Genomic DNA, 18,506 nt, shown 5'->3' with positions numbered 1-18,506 from the left:
CTTATATGAAGCGAACCGTTTATTCGTTGGCGCTGGCGGCGTTGCTGGCTGGCCCGGCCGCGCACGCCCAAACTCCCACCCCCGCCAAATTTCAAGTAGCCACCGAGCAGTTTGCCGACCTGCGCATGCTGCGCTACCAGGTGCCGGGCTTTGAGAAGCTGAGCGCCCGGCAGAAGGAAATGCTCTACTACCTGTCGGAAGCCGCGCTGAGCGGGCGCGACATTGTGTACGACCAGAACTACAAGCACAACCTGCGCGTGCGCCGTACCCTGGAAACCATTTGGGCCGCCAACCAGCAGAACCTGAAGGGCGCCCAAGCCACCGAGGCCGAGAAGCTGAACGTGTACGCCAAGCGGGTGTGGTTTTCCAACGGCATTCACCACCACTACTCCACGCGCAAGTTTGTGCCCGAGTGCTCGAAGGCTTATTTCACCAAGCTGGTGAAGGGCGTGGACGCCAAGACCCTGCCGCTGGAAAAGGGCGAAACCGTGGACAAGTTCGTGGCCTTCCTCACGCCCATCATCTTCGACCCCAACGTGGCCGCGAAACAGGTGAACCAGGTGGCCGGCCAGGATTTGCTCACGACTTCGGCCAACAACTTCTACGAAGGCGTGACGCAGGCCGAGGCCGAGGCATTTTACGCCAAGATGATTGACAAAAAAGACCCGCGCCCCATTTCTTACGGCCTGAATTCCAAACTCATCAAGAACAAGAGCGGGCAACTGGAGGAGCGGACGTGGAGCGCGCAGGGCATGTACGCGCCGGCCATCAAGCGCATTGTGTACTGGCTGCAGAAGGCGGCCGACGTGGCCGAAAACGCCGAGCAGAAAGACGCCCTCACCAAGCTCATCAGCTACTACCAGACCGGCAGCCTCAAAACCTGGGACGACTACAACATTGCCTGGGTGAAGGACACGAAGTCGGCCATCGACGTGGTGAACGGCTTTATTGAAGTGTACGGCGACCCGCTGGGCTACCGCGCCACCTACGAGTCAGTGGTGAGCTTCCGCGACGAGGAGGCCACCAAGCGCATCAAGGCCATTGGCGACCAGGCGCAGTGGTTCGAGGACCATTCGCCCATCATGGACCAGCACAAGAAGAAAAACGTGGTGGGCATCACGGCCAAGGTCATCACGGTGGTGATGGAGGCCGGCGACTCGGCCCCGAGCACGCCCATCGGCATCAACCTGCCCAATGCCACCTGGATTCGCAAGGAATACGGCTCGAAATCGGTGAACCTGGGTAACATCGTGGAGGCTTACGACCTGGCCAGCGCCAGCTCGGGCTCGCTCACGGAGTTTGCCTACGATGCGGCCGAAGTGGCCCGCGCCCGCCAGTACGGCGCGCTGGCCGGCAAGCTGCACACCGACATGCACGAGGTTATCGGCCACGCTTCGGGCCAGATAAACGCCGGCGTGGGCACCACCAAGGAAACCCTGAAAAGCTACGCCTCGGCCCTGGAAGAAGGCCGCGCCGACCTCGTGGCCCTCTACTACCTGCCCGATATGAAGCTGCAGGAGCTGGGCGTGGCCCCCTCGCCCGACGTGGCCAAGGCCGAGTACGACAGCTACCTGCGCGGCGGCCTCATCACCCAGCTCACCCGCCTGCAGCCCGGCGAAACCGTGGAGGAAGCCCACATGCGCAACCGCCAGATGATTTCAAAGTGGGTGCTGGAGAAAGGCAAGGCCGACAACGTGGTGGAGCTGGTGAAGCGCGACGGCAAAACCTACGTGCACATCAACGACTACACCAAGCTGCGGGGCCTCTTCGGCCAGCTGCTGCGCGAGCTGCAGCGCATCACGAGCGAGGGCGACTACGCGGCCGGCAAAAACCTCATCGAAACCTACGGCGTGCAGGTCGACCAAGACTTGCACAAGGAAGTGCTGGCCCGCTACCAGAAACTCCACATCGCGCCCTATCAGGGCTTTATCCAGCCGAAGCTGGTGCCGGTGATGAGCGGCGGCAAAATCACCGACGTGAAGGTGGAATATCCCACCAACTTCGCCCAGCAGATGCTGGACTACGGCAAGAAGTATTCACTGCTGCCGGATTACAACTAGCCTCGGACGTCCATCAGGGCCGTCGTGCTGAGCGCAGGCGAAGCATCTCTATCGCGTAAGTAATTGATTTTACTTCGGCGGTAGAGATGCTTCGCCTGCGCTCAGCATGACGGCCTTCATTATTTAAAACCTACGTCTTTCCGCATGATAAAAAACGCGCTTGCCGCACTACTTGTCCTGTTCTTCGCCCAATCCGCCCAGGCCCAAACCCCCATCCCGACCGATACAACCCGTAGCGTCACCGCATCGAAGGCCGACACCACGGCCACGCCCGCCGTGGCCCCGGCCGCGGGCGGCGCGGCCGGGCTGCCGTCCACCGAGTTTGAAACCTATAACGTGCGGGGCCGCGGCATTCGCTACACGGCCTCACTCACCGGCCTCTACACCACGGGCACGGTGGAGCGCACGTTTCTGAGCACCAGCCACACGGCCAATTTCGCGTTTCGGGGCGGGCGGTGGCGCCTGCCGGTAGGCTTCAATTTCAGCTACGGGCGGCAGGATGGGCTGGTGAAGGAGCGCGAAACCTCGCTGCTGCTCACGCCCTCCTACCAGCGCGGGCGCTTCAAGGGCTACGCCCTGGGCAACGCCGAAAGCAGCAACCTGCGCGCCATTACGTACCGCTTGGTGAGCGGCCTGGGCGTGGGCTACCAGCTCTACGCCGACACGCTGGCCAACGAGCTCAACGTGAGCTATTTTCTGCTTTACGAAGACACCCAGTACTTTACCGAGCTGCACCGCCGGGTGTTGCGCCACTCGGCCCGCGTCAAGTCGCACTTCACGCTGGGGCCAGTGGTGCTCGATGCGCTGGTCTACTACCAGCCCGCAGTGCGGGCGCCCCTCGAAGACTACCGCGTGAACGGCAACGCCGCCGCTTCCGTGCGCCTCTCGCGCCGCCTGGCCCTCACCCTCACCTACACCTACTCTCTCGAAAGCATCAACGTGGCCGGCCGCAGCCCGGCCAATACCAATCTGTCGGCCGGCTTCACTTATTCGACGGGGAAATAATTTATCGACAGCTATAAAGCCCGTCATGCAGAGCGCAGCGAAGCATCTCGCTTGTGGCAGTAAACATGTCGGTTGAGTTAGTGAAAGCACGCGAGATGCTTCGCTGCGCTCTGCATGACGGGCTTTATAGCCTCTCACACCACTTAAACCCGCCCCCGCCCTACCGCATATTACTTTGGGTAAACAGCGGCTCCTTTTCCTTCCATATCTTTTTCAGTTCGCCCAGAAACAGGTTGCCCCGCAGGTAAAACACGGGGCCGTTGAGCTCTTTCTGGACGGAGCCGGGCACGAATACTGGCTGCCGCCAACCCACACCCGTGCCCACGCCGCCCCAGCGAAACACGCGGTACTGCGCCGCCAGCGTGGGCTCCAGAATGCCCATGAAATCGGGCAGCGTTTTGTCGTAAACGCCCTTGTCGTTTTCGTAGTGGATGTACACCGAACCCAGGCCCGCCTGCATGATGGCGCTCAGTTCCCAACGGCGGTTTTCGACCAGCACGTAGCCGGCATACGCGGCCAGGTAGCGGAAGCGCAGCTCGGCATCGGCGTCATCGGCGGCATTGTCGGGCGCCGACTGGCGGGTGGGCACGCCGGTGCTGAGGAAGTAGATGGCCGCCCCGGTCCGGAACCGGCTCTTGAATTCGATGCCCAACTTGAGGCCGTTGATGGTGGTGAGGTGGTGGTTGATGATGGAGTAGCGCGAGTCGTACTGCACCACGAAGCGGTTGCGGTCCAGGCGCGGGACATTGGGCCGGCCCACCACGGTATCGCGCGGCGCCGACAGGTCGACCTGCGCCCAACCCACCGCGGGCAGCAACAACCCTCCCCACAACACAAAACGCGACAACGGAACCATAGCGAGACGGAGTACGGCCCAGCTTCGGCGAAGTTGTTGCCACGCCGGGCAACCGGGCGCCCTGCCGTCAGCAGACGGATTGTTTGACCAAATACCTTAGCCGCTACCCGGCCAGCGCCGCATTGATAGCGGCCACGGCCTCGGGGCCGGCGCTGGGGCGCGGGGCGATGCGGGTGATGATGCGCCCGTCGCGCCCGATGAGCCAGTAGGTGGGGTAGCCCGTAACCTGGTAGCGGTTGGCCACGTCGTTGCCCTCGGGGCTGCGCAGGTGGACGCTGTTGGGGCTGGTGAGGCGCTCGGTGGCCAGCACTTTCTGCCACTTGTCTTCCTTATCGCCCACTGAAATGAAGACGAACGCCACGTCGCGGCCTTCAAATTTCTTCTTCAATTCGATGCTGGCGGGCATTTCCTGCATGCACGGCTTGCACCAGGTGCCCCAGAAATCGAGGTACACCACCTTGCCCCGCAGGTCCTGGAGCGAAACTTTTTTGCCGGTGTGGTCGAGCAGCTCGAAGGCCGGGGCGGGCATGGCTTCCCGCACGGCCAGCTGCTGGCGCAGGAGCAGGCGCAAGGTGCGGGCCGCCGTGGAGTCGCGGTTGTGGGCGCGGAACGTGGGGTAGGCGGCCACCACGCCGTCGAGGCTGGAATCGAGCTTCCAGAGGTAGAACTGCGACATGGCCCGGTCGATGCTGGCCGGGTTGGGGCCGAAGTCGGCCCGGGCCAGGGCGTAGTGGCGGGGCGCCTCGGCGGGGTCGGCGCTGAGGAGGCCGCCGGGCGCGAGGCGGTTGGCGTATGAGCTCAGAAAGCGCATCACCGCCGTGTTGCCCTTGCCGCCCCGCTCGCCGAGGTACTGGTCGAACTGCTGGAGCGGCAGCTGCTGCAGGAAGTCAAAGTAGGTGGCCGGCAGCACGGGCTCCTGCTTGGCCAGACTGCGGTAGGCGCCCGGGTATTCGAGCAGGGCAACGGCCCAGCCCAGGTCCATATCGAGCAGCTCGGCACGCTGGAAATCGGCCGGCAGCGGGTGGGCTTTGGCGTAGCTGGCCAGGAAAGCGCGCCGCGTCTGGCGGAAGGCATCGGCCTGCTGCCGCATCTGGGCGGGCGTGGTGGTGGGCTGGGGGCGCGCCGCGGCACTGCCCGGACCAAACTCAAACTGCCACAGCGACTCGGCCAGGTAGGTGTTGGCATCGGCGCCGCGGCCGGTGAAGCGCAGGCTTTCGTCGAAGGCCGGAAAGTCCAGGGTCATCCGCACGTTGTCGCCAGGCTGCAGGTAGAGGCTGGCGTGCTGGCGGGCGTAGTAGAAATCGACGGGCGTGCCGGCCTGCAGGTCGGGCACTTTCACCGTGAAATCGCCGGTGGGACTGAGCACGGCGCGCAGCTGCTGGCGGCCCTGGTGCGCGCCGTAGGCGAGGCGCAGGGTGTCGCCGGCCGGGGCGTGGTCGAGGTGGCCGCTGAGGGTGGCGGTGGTGGGCGGGGCGGGCAGCAGGCGCAGCGCGGCGCCTACCACCAGGGTGGACAAGGGAAAGAACATCAGCAGAAGGGCGCGTGAAAATGGGTTGGGAAAGATACGATTCGGCCAACGGCCAATTGGTTGCGTTGCTTCGCCCTGGCCGTTCCGACGCTTCGCCCCGCGCTTTCGCCGCTTGGCCCTCGTTGCGCTGGCAGCCGGCCGGGCAAGCGCGTAAGTTTGACCCAGTTGTTATGAAATAGGTATTTGGTGTTCGGTGTTTGGTGTTCGGTCTGACTGCCAAACACCGAACACCGAACACCAAGCACCAAGCACCGAACACCAAGCACCAAGCACCAAGCACCGAACACCAAGCACCAAGCACCGAACACCAAACGCCCATGCTCACGCCCGACCTCCTCTTCAAAATCGCCAGCAACGTGGCCGTGCTGGGTTGGCTGCTGCTCATCCTGGCCCCGCGCTGGCGCGGCACCCGCGCCGTGGTGCTCAGCGGCGCGCTGCCCTTGCTGCTGGCCGCTACCTACGTGGCTGTCATCGGCTACCAGACGGTGGCGCACCCGGCGCCGGGCGCGGGCTTCAACTCTCTGGCGCAGGTGGCTGCGCTGTTCCGCGAGCCGTGGGCCCTGACGGCGGGCTGGGTGCATTACCTGTGCTTCGACATGGCCGTGGGCATCTGGGAAAGCCGCGACGCGCAGCGGCGCGCGGTGCCGCACCTGCTGCTGCTGCCCTGCTTGGTGGCCACCTTCATGCTCGGGCCGCTGGGGCTGCTGCTGTACGCGGCGGTGCGGCGCTGGTACCCGCGTCCGGCGGTGCCGGCTATCTAGCGCGGTTTCGGGGCTGGTGGGGCAGTAGCGCGCACATCGTCGGGCGCGGCTCCTCGGCGTGGGCAAAAATGTGCTCCACCGCCGGCCCGCAACGCATTCATTACACACCCAATACGGAATAATCCCGATGAATACCCGCGTGCCCTCCACCAATGCCGAACCGACCTTCGAACAGCCCCGACAGCATATCACTGCGCGGCACGGGGGGCGCGGCTGGCTGCTACTGACGCTTTTGCTGCTGGCTTCGCCCCGGTGGGCGCGGGCCACGCCCCCGGGGGTTGCTACGGAAAATGTCCGGTTCGAGAGTGCGGGCGTGACGCTGGCGGGCACGGTTTTCACCCCCCGGCAGTCGGTGGCGGCGGTAGTCCTCGTGCACGGGTCGGGCCCGGAAAAGCGGATGACAGAGCTGGCGACGCGGCTGGCGGAAGAGGGCCTGGCCGTGCTCACGTACGACAAGCGCGGCGCGGGCGAATCGGGCGGGGTGTATGCCGGGCCGGAAGTGGGCACCAACAACATCGACGCCGCCAACCTGCGCCTGCTGGCCGCCGATGCCAGCGCCGCCACCACCGCCCTGCTGGCGCACCTGCCCGCCCGGCACGGGCCCGTGGGCCTGCTGGGGTTCAGCCAGGCGGGCTGGGTGATTCCGCTGGCCGCCAATCTGAACCGCGCGGTGCGCTTCCTGGTGCTGTTCAGCGGCCCGGTGATTACGGCCCGCGAGCAGCTGCGCTTCCAGTTTTTTACGGATGGGAAGCGCGATTTCTGGGCGACGCACACCGAAGCCGAGGCCCGCGAGCACCTGCGCCACGACCCCGACCGCTACTCCTTTACCGATACCGATGCCCGCGCGGCCCTCGCAACGCTCGACATTCCGGGGCTGTGGCTCTTTGGCGGCCAGGACATCCAGGTGCCGGTGCACCTGTCGATGGAACACCTCGATGCGCTCAAGGCACAGGGCAAGCCTTACGAGTACCGGCTGTTTCCGGCCTTGGGCCACAACACGGCTTTCGAGGCCTCGCCTGAACCGTTTGGCAGGGCGCTGCAATGGATGAAAGCCCTGGCCAAACACCCCCAGCGCAAGCGCGGCTGAAGGCCCCGCCCGTCGCTCCGCTGCCAATCAATTACGTCAACCAACGCCCTGAAAACGATGCTTCTCCCATCCTCCCTCCTCTCCGCCCCGGCCCCAGCCGGGTCCGTCTTCGCCTCGGTGGGCACGGCCCTGCGCACGCTGCACCGCGCCAACCCCGTGCTGGCCTGGACGGGCTGGGTCAACGTGGCCCTGGCCGTGCTGGCCCTCGCGCTCCTGCTCATCGACCACCGCCTGATAACCGGCGCGCCCGCCTGGATGAAGCCGCTGAAATTCGCGCTGTCCATTCTGGCCTTTGCCTGGACGCTGGGCTGGCTGCTGGCCGACCTGCCCCCGGCCGCGCAACGGGCCGTGCAGCTCCTGAGCTGGGGCGTGGCCGTGAGCATGGTGGTGGAGCAGGGCGTGATTTTCGTGCAGGCCGCCCGCGGCACCACCTCGCACTACAACGCCAGCTCGGCCCTGAATGGCGTGCTGTTTGGCCTCATGGGCATTTTCATCCTGGTGAATACGCTGATGACGGCCTGGGCCCTGTGGCTGGTGTGGCGGCACCCGCTGCCCGGCCCGGCCAGCTACGCATGGGGCGTGCGCCTGGGGCTGCTGTTGTTTCTCGTCGGCAGCGTGCTGGGCGGCATGATGATTCATCACAACCAGCACACCGTGGGCGCGCCCGACGGCGGCCCCGGCCTGCCCGGCCTGGGCTGGAGCACCCGCGCCGGCGACCTGCGCATTGCGCACTTCCTGGGCATGCACGCCCTGCAGGTGCTGCCGCTGCTGGGCTGGGCCGCCAGCCGCTGGGTGCCGCGCGGGGCCGTGCCCCTCACCTGGACGGGTGCCGCGCTGTATGCCGCCGCCGTGGGCGGGCTGTTTGCGCTGGCCCTGGCCGGGCGCCCGCTGTGGGCCGGCGGGCAGTAGCGGGCAGTAGCGCGAACTTTGTAGTTCGCGTCCCCGCGCCGTTCCAACGATTGGCAAACGGCGCGGGGACGCGAACTACAAAGTTCGCGCTACTGTGCTTCCACGCGCTGCATCACCAGAACTAAAAAACCCTCATGCCAACCCTCAACGACCGCCGCTTTCTGCGCTGGGGCATCCCGTTGCTGAGCCTGCTGATTACGGTCTTCACCCTGCCGGCGGGCGGGTATAGCGAGCTGCTGCTGCTTGGGCACTGGCTGATTTCGCTGTACTTCACCACCGGCTACTGGCTGAGCAACCGCCAGCTGTGGGCCGGGCTGCGGCGCCGCCTGCCCCGCCCCGAGCAGACGCCGCGCCGCCTCTGGCTGCTGGCGGGGCTGGCCCTGCTCCTCACCGCGCTGGTTTCGGTGGTGCTCTTTTTGCCCATGCACACGCTGCTGCCCCGCTTCTTTCCGCTGGCCTGGGACGCGCTGGGCGAGCAAATCCGCTTCAGCCTGGTGCCCACCGTGGCGGTGCTCACGCTCTACGAGGCCATGTATTTTTTCGAGCAGTGGAAGGACAACCTGCACCGCGCCGAGCAGCTGGCCCGCACCCAGACCCAGGCCCAGCTCGACGCCCTGCAAAGCCAGCTCGACCCGCATTTCCTGTTTAACAACCTCAACACGCTGGCCGCCCTCATCGAGCCCGACAATGCGCCCGCCCAGCAGTTTGTGGAGCAGCTGGCCGACGTGTACCGCTACGTGCTGCTGGCCCAGGGCCAGGCCACCGTGCCCCTGGCCGAAGAGCTGGCATTTGTCGAAACCTACCTGGGGCTGCACAAAGCGCGTTTTCGGGACAATCTGGTGGTGGAAACCGAGGTAGCGCCGGCGGCCCTGGCGCGGCACGTGGCGCCCCTCAGCGTGCAGCTGCTGGTGGAGAATGCGCTAAAGCACAACGTGGCCTCGCGCGCCCAGCCGCTGCACCTGCGCATCGCCGTCACAGCCGAAAATCCGGCAGTGCTGCTGGTCAAAAACACCCTGCGGCCCCGCACGGCCGGCCTCACGCCCGGCACGGGCACGGGCCTGGTCAACGTGCGCCGGCGTTACGAACTGCTGGGCGCTGCCCAGCCGGTAGAAACCTGCGTCACCAGCGACAAATTTGTGGTCGAACTGCCCCTGCTGCCCGCTCCCACTCCACGCCTGTCATGACCATTCTGATTCTCGAAGACGAGTACCCTGCCGCCGAGCGCCTGCAGCGCCTCGTGGCCCAGGCCGCACCCGAGGCCCAGGTGCTGGCCGTGCTCGACACCGTGGCCGACGCCCTGGCCTGGCTGGCCGAACACCCCGCGCCCGACCTCATTCTCAGCGACATTCAGCTAGCCGATGGCCTGAGCCTGGAAATCTGGGAGCAGGCCGTGGTACCCAGCCCAGTTATTTTCACCACCGCCTACGATGCCTATGCCATCCGCGCCTTCCAGGCCAACAGCGTGGCCTACCTGCTGAAACCCGTGAAGCTGGCCGAGCTACAGGCCGCCCTGGCCAAGCTGCGCCAGTGGCCGAAAGATTCGGCCATCGAGCGGTTGCTTGATGCCCTGCCGCGCCCCGGCCGGCCCTACAAAACCCGGTTTCTGGTGCGGCAGGGCGAGCAGCTGCTGCCCCTGCCCGTAGCTGATGCAGCCTGGTTTCTGAGCCGCCACGAAACGGTGACGCTGGTGGCTACCGACGGCCGGCGCTTCGTGCTCGACTACACGCTGGAGCAGTTGGAAGGCCTGCTCGACCCCGCCCAGTTCTTCCGGCTCAACCGCCAGCTTATTGCCCAGCTGCCCACCGTACGCCGCTTGCACCCGCATTTTGGAGGCAAGCTGCTGGTCGAATTACACCCCGCGCCGGCTGAGGAAGTGCTGGTGAGCCGCGAGAAAGCCGGCGCCGTGAAGGCGTGGCTGGAAGGGTAGCTTTGGGCGTATATTGTTGCTCTAATCCTCATTGCCATGACTGCCATTAAGCTAAAAAGCCCTGTACTCGAACGCCTCAGCGACGACGAGTTCTACCAGTTTTGCATGGACAACCGCGACCAACGCATTGAGCGCGATGCGCAACACCAAATCACCATCATGCCCCCTACCAATTCTGAAACCGGTGCGTCTAACAGCGAGTTAACCCGTCAATTGGCCAATTGGAACGTGGAAACTGAGTTGGGCAAGACCTTCGACTCCTCCGCCGGCTTCACCCTCGATACCGGGGCCATGCTCTCGCCCGATGCTAGCTGGATAGCCTGGGAAAACTGGAACGCGCTGAGCCCCGACGACCGGTGCGGCTTCGCCCGCATCTGCCCCGATTTTGTGGTAGAACTGCTCTCCCCTACCGACCGCCTCACCGATACCATGCGTAAAATGGAGCACTGGCTTGAAGCTGGGGCCAAGCTCGGCTGGCTCATCGCGCCGGACACAGAGTCAGTGTATATTTTCGAGCCCAGCCGGCCCGTGCGCCCGGTGGTGGGCTTCGACCAGGAGCTGGTGGCCGGGCCCGTACTACCCGGCTTCAAGCTGGAGCTGCGCCGGTTGCGAATGGGGTAGATTTTCTTATCCTTCCATTTCCTTTTTAAGCTCGGATAACACATCTATCAGCTGAGAAATATCACCTTTATCGAGAGTGATATAACCAGTCATCATACCGTCATCTCCTGCTGGACCAACACTTATAAACACCTTTTCTTCTTTGTTAAGATAACACTCCATTTCATTGTCATTGTCATCTGAGAAAATTATCCGGGTTGCCATATTTTCTGTTTTTATTATTGTGTGATTTAAAACTACATGTTAACTACTATCTCAAAGATGTCTCAGTGGTCATGAAATAAGAGGCAGCAAAATTACATCCTCAATATTAGTTAAAACTACCTGTCCAGCCAGCTCTTGAAGACGTTGACTTTCTCGCGGCTCACCAGCACCTGGGCATCGGGGGCGGTGGGCTTGAGCACGGTTTGGAGGCGGGAGTTGGTATAGTGGATGATGTCCTGGATGGCCGACTGCTGGGCCAGGTAGGCGCGGTTGAGGCGGAAGAAGCGGCGCGGGTCGAGCAGCGTTTCGAGTTGGTCCATGGTGTAGTCGACCACGAACTTGCGGCCCTCGGTGGTTTGCAGAAAGGTGGCTTTTTCGAGACTGAAAAAGTAGGCAATCTGGTCGAGGGGTACCACTTTCAGGTGCTCGCCCACGCGCACCACAAACTGGGTTTTGTAGCTGGCAGCGGGCGGCGCGCCCTGCTGCATCTGCTGTACCAGCTGGGCCAGTAGTGCGGGGTCGAAGGCGGGGGCCGGGGTGGCCGCGGGTGCGGCGGGCAGGCGTTCGCGCAGCTTGCGCAGGGCGGCCTGCAATTCCTCCTCGTCAATGGGCTTGAGCAGGTAATCGACGCTGTTGACTTTGAAGGCCTGCAGCGCATACTGGTCGTAGGCGGTGGTGAAGATGACCGGGCAGCGCACCGTGACCTGCTCGAAGATTTCAAAGCTCAGGCCATCGGCCAGGTGAATATCGAGGAACAGCACGTCGGGCGCGGGGCCCGCCTGGAGCAACTGCACGGCCTGGCTCACGGCTTCGGCCGTGCCGATGACCTGCACGGGGTCGGGCTGGCGGGCCAGCATATCGGCCAGGCGGCGGGCGGCGAGAGGTTCGTCTTCGACGATGAGGGCGCTTAATTTCATTTAACAATTATCATTTAACATTTAACAGTTGTTCTGCGGGCGCTTTAGTGGCAGTTGTGATTTTGGGACAATGGCCCGGCAAATAAGACATCTGCGTGTTAAATGATAAATGTTAATTGTTAAATGACTAAAAGCGGCAGCGTCACCACGAACTCGCCCGCTTCCTCCCCTATTGCCACCGGCTTATCGGTGAGGAAAGCGTAGCGGGCGGACAGGTTTTTCAGGCCCTGGCCCGACGACTCGCCCGGCGCGAGGCGGCGCGGGCGGCGGGTGTTGCGCACGGTGAGGGTGTGGGCAGCGGCGTCCAGCGTCACGGCCACGCGCAGCGGGTCGGCCTGGAAGGCGGTGTTGTGCTTGATGACGTTTTCGAGCAGCAGTTGCAGGGCCAATGGAGGCACGAAAAAGGCGTGCAGCGCGGCGGGGGGCAGCTGCATGTCCACGGCCAGGGCGTCGCCGAGGCGGGTTTTCTGCAGGGCCAGGTAGTTTTCGGCGAAGCGCACTTCGTCGGCCAGCGGCACCAGCTCCTGGCTTTCGCTGTCGAGCACGTAGCGATACACCTGCGAGAGCTGGCGGATGAAGCGCACGGCGCGCGGCGGGTCGTTTTCCTCCACCAGGCTGGTCAGGGCGTTCAGCGAATTGAACAGAAAATGCGGGTCCACCTGCCGGCGCAGGGAGTCGAGACGGGCCACGGCGGTTTCCTTTTCGAGGCGCTCGGCGCGCACGGCGGCCTCGCGCCACTGCAGAAAAAAGGCCCGGCTGTGGTTGAAGAGCGAGATGATGACGGTGATAATCAGCGGCACCAGAATCTGCCAGTACACATCGGCCGACCACAGCTGGGCCAGCGGCTTGTTCAGCAGCAGCAGCAGCACGGCGTTCATGAGCACAATCACCAGCACCGAGCCGCCCAGCGACACGGCCAGCGTGAGCAGCAGGCGGCGCAGGGGCTGCGTGGTCCAGGCGTAGCGGCGGTTCAGCCACTCCACCACGTAGCCGTTGGTGAGCCACAGGCCCGTGCTGTACATCACGGTGTAGGCATAGGTGATGGCAAACGCCTGGACGCTGTGCAGCGCCTGTGGGTTCACCAGCAGGCTGATGACCACGGCCATGAGCAGAATAATCCGCATGGCCCGGCCCAGCGAACGCAGCGTGTTGGGCGCGCGAAACACGGGAGCCATCGAAGGCAAAGGAGACTCGGGAACGGCCACGGCAGCAGGCAGGGAAGTTTGCATCAAAGTAAAGGCGAATAAGGCGGTAATTAATGGCAGAACGTCATGCCGTGGGGCGCGCTAGCCGTAGCGCGGACTTTGTAGTCCGCGTCCCCACGCCGTTTGCCCGATTGTGAAATGCGCGGGGGGCGCGGACTACAAAGTCCGCGCTACGGCTCTACTTGGCCGCCGTAGCGGCCGACGTGGCCGCCGCGTACTGTTTCAAACGGCCTTGCAACTGGCGCTGGCCCCAGTTAGGCAGCAGCGGGCTGGCAGGCGTGAAGGCGGCGTAGCGCACCTGGGCTTCTTCGTAAAGAGGCTTGGCCACGTCGGGGCCGCCGCCGAACATTTTGGGCGTGAAGTTCACGTTGTTGGCGCCCACCAGGTAGGCGCGGGGGTTGGCGGGGTTCAGCTTTTTGGCCTGGGCCACGGCCTCGTTCACCATGCCCGAGTATTTCATGGAGCGCAGCATGGGCGCGATGCCCAGGCGGGCCTGGTAGATGTAGGCCTGCAGCGTGAGCAGCTCCGATTCGTCGCCGTGCAGCTTGCGGGCCTGGGCCAGGGCGGCCTCGGCCTGGTCGAGGGTGCGGTCCTTGGCGTCGCCGTCTTCCTTGCTCTGGAACACGTTGATGAGCAGAGCGTAGGACTGGTAGTAGCGGGGCAGCCAGTCGGCGGGGCGGGCACTGGCGGCGCGTTCCAGCTTGGCGGCCACGGCCTGCAGGGCGGCGGGGTCGCCGGTGCTCATCAGGTCGTTGATGGTGGCCGTCATCATGGCGGTGTAGGCATCGGCCGGCGCGGCGGCAGCGACGGGCGCGGCGGCAGCGGGCTGCGACTGAGCGGCGGCGGCAAACGAAGCGGCGGCCAGGGCGAGGGTGAGCAGGGCGGTTTTCATGGAATTGGACGGGGGTTGAAGTGGCGCGGCGGGGTTGCCGTGGTTGATGATTCAAAGGTGGCCGCGCCTTGGGCCGGCCTTCAACTCCCCGTTGCCGAAGCGTCGGATGAGGCGGATGAACCGTCGGCTGGGGCGATGGCCCGTTTGGCCGGGCCCGGCAATATTCTGCGGCCCAATCCAGTTAGGCTAGGCCATCCGGCGCTTTGCTCCGATATTTAAATCATCTTTCCATCCCTTACCTCCTTTCCGTATGCTGCTGCCCTACCCCCACCTTACCGTTGGCGCCCTGCTGCTGGCCCTGCCCTTGCGGAGTTTCGCCCAGGAACCAACGGCCGCCCCCGCACCGGCCGGCCGCTTTTACGTAGGCCTGGCCGCCTTTCATAGCAACTACCAGAACGTGTGGGTGTGGCAGCCGAACTACACCGGCTTCCGGGTGCCGGTGCAGCTCACGGCCGGCTACCAGCTGCGCCCGCGCCTGGCCCTGGAGCTGGGCGTGGCCTACCGGGGCTTCACCTCGGACTATGACATTGACGAATACTACACGCACTCCGTGACTGGCATGCTCACTCATTACCAGTACCATAGTGCGGCCACGAACCGCACGGCCACGGTGACGGCCCTGGCCCGCTATGCCCTCAAGCGCCAGCCCACGCAGCGCTTTCAGGTTGATGTGTTGGGCGGGGCCACGCTGGTGCGCAGCAGCCATTCCTCCCACGGGTACCAGACCAACCTCGCGGCGGGCCCCGACCAGACCATCCCCTTTTCCAACCGCGTCGCCAGCAACTACCTGCTCCTGACGGCCGGCCTGGGCCTGCGCTACCACCTGACTCCCCGTCTCACACTCAATTTCGACGTCGCCACCAATCGCAACGTGACCTTTCCGGCCTACTACGGCAACTTCACCGGCAGTTCGGCGCTGGGGGTGCGCTACCGCCTCGGCCAGCCCTAGCGCAGTGGGCTAAAAAAAGTGTCTGGACCCCTCCTGGCGGCATTTCCAGCTGGGTTTTTGAAGGCGGTGGGCAGGGCCGGCGACGGGAATCTCGGTGGTCCGTGCAACGCATTCCGGGGCGAAGGCATCATCGATGCAAATCCTTCACTTCACCACTTCCTATCCTCATGCGTTACCCCCGCCTTGCCCTTGGCGCCCTGCTCGTGGCCGCCCCCCTGCTCAGCCCCGCCCAAACCGCCCCTTCTGCCCCCGACCCTGCCCCGACGCCCCGTTTCTACGTGGGCCTGGGCGCCTACAGCAGCTACTACCAGCGGCTCGGCCGAGAGTATATCGGGACTTCGGCTGAAAACGTGCGCGTGCCTTTGCAGCTCACGGCCGGCTACCAGCTACGCCCCCGGCTGGCCGTGCAGGTGGGCGTGGCCTACAGCGGCATTTCGCAGAACTACGCTTCGGCCTACTACGTGTACTACAGCCCCAATAACCCGGCGTCCTACGCCGAAGCCAGCGGCACTTACACCAACCGCCGGGCATCGGTTTCGGCCCTGGCCCGTTACACCCTCACGCGCAACCTGGCCCATCGCCTGCAGTTCGACGCGCTGGGCGGGCTAAGCCTGGAGCACAGCAGCAGCCGCAGCAAAGGCATTCGCTCCGACAGCCTGCAAAACACCTTCACCACTGCACCTTACGACTACCGCAGCTCCTTCAATAACCTGGTGCTCAGCGTGGGCGCCGGGGTGCGCTACCGCATTGCCCCGCGCTTCGAGTTGACCTACGACCTGCTGCTGAACGGTGGCGTCTGGTCCGACCAATCCTACCTCTACAAGGGCCTCAGCACCAGCAACGCGCTGGGCCTGCGCTACCGGTTCGGGGCCCGGTAGGCACGCCGCCGGGGCTGGCACCGCCGGCCCCGGCAGCCGCTTTAGCGGCTTTCAGGAAAAGCAGCGGGGCCGGGAGGGAACCCGCCGGTTTGGGCCGGCAACTTTGTGTCCGATTCCTCCGAATACTGACCAGCCGGGGCACGCCGCCGAGCAGCTGCCCGGCGCATATCTTCGGTTTCCCGGCCTGCTTTCCTTCTGAATGCCTGACTCTTTCTCTGCTGCCCCCCCGGCTGGCTTGCCGGCTTCCGACGGCCTGCTGCGCACCGTGCTCGATGTTTCGCTTTCGGCCATCACCCTGCTGCACCCCATCTACGCGGCCGATGGCGGCGAAATTGTCGACTTCGGGCTGGACTACCTCAGCCCCGCCGCCCAGCGCCTGATGGGCTTGTCCGAGCAGCCCGGCGGCTCCCTACGGACGCGCTTTCCCGACACGTTTGCCAACGGCGTATTTGGCATGTATCGGCAGGCGTTCGAAACCAAGGAGCCCGGCCAGCTGACCTTGCACTACCAGGCCGACGGCCTCGACAACTTTTTTCAGGTGGCCGCCCGGCGGCACGGCGCGCAGCTGGTGGTGAGTTTTCTCGACGCGGCCGAAGGACCCCGCACGGCCATGGAGGACATCCTGCGCGAAAGCCAGGCCCGCGAGCGGGACGCCCGCGCCGAGGCCGAGCGCCAGCGCGGCGAGCTGGAGCGGGTGTTTGAGCAGGCCCCGCTGGCCATTGCCGTGTACCGCGGCCCCGATTACGTCATCGAGCTGGCCAACTCTACCGTGGCCCGGCTTTGGGGCCGCACCCGGGCGCAGCTCATGGGCAAGGGCCTGTTCGAGGCGCTGCCCGAGGTGGCCGGCATGGGCTACGAAGAGCTGCTGGATGGTGTGATGGCCACCGGCGTGCCCCACGTGGCCCACGCCATGGAGGCCCAGCACGACCGCAACGGCCAGCGCGAAACCGTGTACTGGGACTTCGTGTACGTGCCCATGTACGAGGCCGACGGCAGCATCTACGGCGCCATGGTGGTGGCCACCGAAGTCACCGAGCAGGTGCGGGCCCGCCAGCAGATGCAACGCCTGAACGAGGAGCTGGAGCTGCGCGTGACGGCCCGCTCGGCCGAGGCCCGGGCCGCCCAGCACGAGGCCGAAGAGCAGCGCGAGCAGGCCCGGATGCAGCAGGCCCTGCTGGGCCAGATTCTGGGCCAGGTGCCGGCCGCCATTGCCACGCTCCACGGCCCCCGGCACCGGTTTTCGTTCATCAACGAGCGGTACCAGGCGCTTGTGGACGGCCGTGCCCAGCTGGGCCAGCCGGTGGCCGAGGTGCTGCCGGAAGTGGTGGCGCAGGGCTTCACCGACCTGCTCGACGGCGTGTATGCCACCGGCCAGCCCCACATCGGCCTCGAAACCCCGCTCGACCTGCTCCACCCTGCCACCCGCCAGCCCGAGCGCCGCTACCTGGATTTCATGTACCAGCCCCTGGCCGACGGCAAGGCCCAGGCGCAGGGCATCCTCGTGTTTGCCCACGACGTGACCGACAAGGTGCTGGCCCGCCAGGAGCGCGAAGCCCGGCAGGCCGAGCTGCAACGCATTTTTGAGCAGGCCCCGGTGGCCATTTTTGTGCTGCGCGGGCCCACCTACATTGTCGATGTGGTGAACTCCGCCATGAGCGAGCTGCTGGGCCCGTCGCTGGCCGAGCTGCTGGACCGGCCCTATTTTGAGGTGATGCCCGAGCTGGCCAGCCAGGGCTTCCCCGAGTTTTTGGCCGAGGTGTGGCGCACGGGCCGGCCCTACCGGGCGCTGGAGCAGCCCGCCCGCCTCCGGCGCCACCAGCCCCACGAAACCGGCTACTTCACCTTTGTGTACCAGCCGATGCGCGACGCGCGGGGCCGCATCACGGGCGTCATGTGCGTGGCCGTGGACGTGACCGAGCAGGTGCGCGCCCGCCAGCAGGTGCAGGACCTGAACGAGGAGCTGGCCGCCATCAACGCGGGGGTGAAGGCCACCAACGAGGAGCTGCAGGACACCAACACCCGCCTCACCCGCACCAACGCCGACCTCGACACCTTCGTGTACACGGCCTCGCACGACCTCAAAGCCCCCATTGCCAACATTGAGGGCTTGCTGCTGGCTCTGCGCTACGACTTGCCCCCCGCCGTGCTGCACGGCGGCCTGGTGCCCCGCCTGCTCGATATGATGCAGGGCTCGGTGACGCGCTTCCAGCAAACCATTGGCCACCTCACCAACATTTCGCAGCTGCAGCGCGCCGAAGCCACCGAAACCGTGGACCTGCCCGACCTCATCGGTGGCGTGCAGCTCGACCTGAACCCGCTCATCGAGGCCGCCGCGGCCACCCTCACCGTGGACGTAGCCGACTGCCACACCGTGCGCGTGGCTCCCAAAACCCTGCGCTCGGTGGTGTACAACCTGCTCTCGAACGCCCTCAAGTACCGCGCCCCCGACCGGCCCGCCCAGGTGGCGCTGCGCGCCCGCTGCACCCCCGGCCAGCTCGTGCTCGAAGTACAGGACAACGGCCTGGGCCTGAGCGAAGTCCAGCAGGGCCAGTTGTTTGGCATGTTTCGCCGCCTGCACACCCACGTCGAGGGCTCGGGCGTGGGCCTGTTCATGGTGAAGCGCCTGATTGAAAACGCCGGTGGCACCATTGAGGTGCAAAGTGTACCGGACGTGGGCAGCACCTTCCGGGTGGTGCTGCCGGCGTAG

At 65.1% G+C, this 18,506-nt stretch carries 17 protein-coding genes; 11 read left to right on the top strand and 6 right to left on the bottom strand.

Going from position 1 to position 18,506, the window contains the following annotated elements:
* The first annotated feature begins 5 nt into the window (after positions 1 to 5).
* Entirely contained in the window at positions 6 to 2,060 is a 2,055-nt protein-coding gene (locus Q5H92_RS17200) for a dipeptidyl-peptidase 3 family protein (RefSeq protein WP_305012786.1), read from the top strand.
* A gap of 144 nt (positions 2,061 to 2,204) precedes the next feature.
* Positions 2,205 to 3,065: a DUF481 domain-containing protein gene (locus Q5H92_RS17195; protein WP_305012785.1), complete on the top strand. Its 861-nt coding sequence runs from the start codon at positions 2,205 to 2,207 to the stop codon at positions 3,063 to 3,065.
* Between the two features lie 160 nt (positions 3,066 to 3,225).
* Here Q5H92_RS17195 and Q5H92_RS17190 read toward each other — a convergent pair whose 3' ends face one another.
* Positions 3,226 to 3,921, bottom strand: coding sequence for a hypothetical protein (locus Q5H92_RS17190; protein WP_305012784.1), 696 nt, complete (start codon positions 3,919 to 3,921; stop codon positions 3,226 to 3,228).
* Positions 3,922 to 4,024: 103 nt separating this feature from the next.
* On the bottom strand, positions 4,025 to 5,449 hold the full coding sequence (locus Q5H92_RS17185; protein WP_305012783.1) for a TlpA family protein disulfide reductase: 1,425 nt from the start codon (positions 5,447 to 5,449) through the stop codon (positions 4,025 to 4,027).
* A gap of 317 nt (positions 5,450 to 5,766) precedes the next feature.
* On the opposite strand from Q5H92_RS17185, the gene Q5H92_RS17180 reads away from it, so the two are divergent.
* The 6 genes from Q5H92_RS17180 (at position 5,767) to Q5H92_RS17155 (ending at position 10,754) form a co-directional block, all read left to right on the top strand.
* Entirely contained in the window at positions 5,767 to 6,210 is a 444-nt protein-coding gene (locus tag Q5H92_RS17180) for an ABA4-like family protein (protein ID WP_305012782.1), read from the top strand.
* 127 nt (positions 6,211 to 6,337) lie between these two features.
* Positions 6,338 to 7,297 (top strand): alpha/beta hydrolase family protein, encoded by a 960-nt coding sequence (locus Q5H92_RS17175; RefSeq protein ID WP_305012781.1) that lies wholly within the window; start codon positions 6,338 to 6,340, stop codon positions 7,295 to 7,297.
* Positions 7,298 to 7,354: 57 nt separating this feature from the next.
* Positions 7,355 to 8,206, top strand: coding sequence for a hypothetical protein (locus Q5H92_RS17170; RefSeq protein ID WP_305012780.1), 852 nt, complete (start codon positions 7,355 to 7,357; stop codon positions 8,204 to 8,206).
* Positions 8,207 to 8,340: 134 nt separating this feature from the next.
* Positions 8,341 to 9,390 carry a sensor histidine kinase gene (locus tag Q5H92_RS17165; protein ID WP_305012779.1) on the top strand — a complete coding sequence of 350 codons (1,050 nt, stop codon included), beginning with the start codon at positions 8,341 to 8,343 and terminating at the stop codon, positions 9,388 to 9,390.
* Positions 9,387 to 10,133, top strand: a complete 747-nt coding sequence (locus tag Q5H92_RS17160) for a LytR/AlgR family response regulator transcription factor (protein ID WP_305012778.1) — start codon at positions 9,387 to 9,389, stop codon at positions 10,131 to 10,133. The genes Q5H92_RS17165 and Q5H92_RS17160 overlap by 4 nt, the downstream gene beginning before the upstream one ends.
* 36 nt (positions 10,134 to 10,169) lie before the next feature.
* Complete coding sequence (locus tag Q5H92_RS17155) at positions 10,170 to 10,754, top strand: Uma2 family endonuclease (RefSeq protein ID WP_305012777.1); 585 nt, start codon at positions 10,170 to 10,172, stop codon at positions 10,752 to 10,754.
* Between the two features lie 6 nt (positions 10,755 to 10,760).
* Here the strand turns inward: Q5H92_RS17155 and Q5H92_RS17150 are convergent, their stop codons facing one another.
* From Q5H92_RS17150 to Q5H92_RS17135, 4 genes are all read right to left on the bottom strand, one after another.
* Positions 10,761 to 10,958 (bottom strand): hypothetical protein, encoded by a 198-nt coding sequence (locus tag Q5H92_RS17150; RefSeq protein ID WP_305012776.1) that lies wholly within the window; start codon positions 10,956 to 10,958, stop codon positions 10,761 to 10,763.
* A gap of 116 nt (positions 10,959 to 11,074) precedes the next feature.
* A complete protein-coding gene (locus tag Q5H92_RS17145; protein WP_305012775.1) occupies positions 11,075 to 11,875 on the bottom strand; it encodes a LytR/AlgR family response regulator transcription factor in 801 nt (266 codons plus the stop codon).
* Positions 11,876 to 11,994: 119 nt separating this feature from the next.
* Positions 11,995 to 13,104: a sensor histidine kinase gene (locus Q5H92_RS17140; RefSeq protein WP_305012774.1), complete on the bottom strand. Its 1,110-nt coding sequence runs from the start codon at positions 13,102 to 13,104 to the stop codon at positions 11,995 to 11,997.
* Positions 13,105 to 13,258: 154 nt separating this feature from the next.
* The gene (locus tag Q5H92_RS17135) at positions 13,259 to 13,972 is read right to left on the bottom strand and encodes a hypothetical protein (RefSeq protein ID WP_305012773.1); all 714 of its coding nucleotides are present in this window, start codon (positions 13,970 to 13,972) and stop codon (positions 13,259 to 13,261) included.
* A 250-nt stretch (positions 13,973 to 14,222) separates the two neighbouring features.
* On the opposite strand from Q5H92_RS17135, the gene Q5H92_RS17130 reads away from it, so the two are divergent.
* The 3 genes from Q5H92_RS17130 (at position 14,223) to Q5H92_RS17120 (ending at position 18,506) form a co-directional block, all read left to right on the top strand.
* Entirely contained in the window at positions 14,223 to 14,921 is a 699-nt protein-coding gene (locus Q5H92_RS17130; protein ID WP_305012772.1) for an outer membrane beta-barrel protein, read from the top strand.
* A 167-nt stretch (positions 14,922 to 15,088) separates the two neighbouring features.
* Positions 15,089 to 15,799 carry an outer membrane beta-barrel protein gene (locus Q5H92_RS17125; protein WP_305012771.1) on the top strand — a complete coding sequence of 237 codons (711 nt, stop codon included), beginning with the start codon at positions 15,089 to 15,091 and terminating at the stop codon, positions 15,797 to 15,799.
* Between the two features lie 199 nt (positions 15,800 to 15,998).
* On the top strand, positions 15,999 to 18,506 hold the full coding sequence (locus Q5H92_RS17120; RefSeq protein ID WP_305012770.1) for a PAS domain-containing sensor histidine kinase: 2,508 nt from the start codon (positions 15,999 to 16,001) through the stop codon (positions 18,504 to 18,506).

Origin of the sequence: Hymenobacter mellowenesis (assembly GCF_030581005.1) — a bacterium.
GTDB classification, from domain to species: domain Bacteria; phylum Bacteroidota; class Bacteroidia; order Cytophagales; family Hymenobacteraceae; genus Hymenobacter; species Hymenobacter mellowenesis.
The sequence above is the reverse complement of the archived record's forward strand: the minus strand, read 5'-3'. Positions and strand labels throughout refer to the sequence as shown.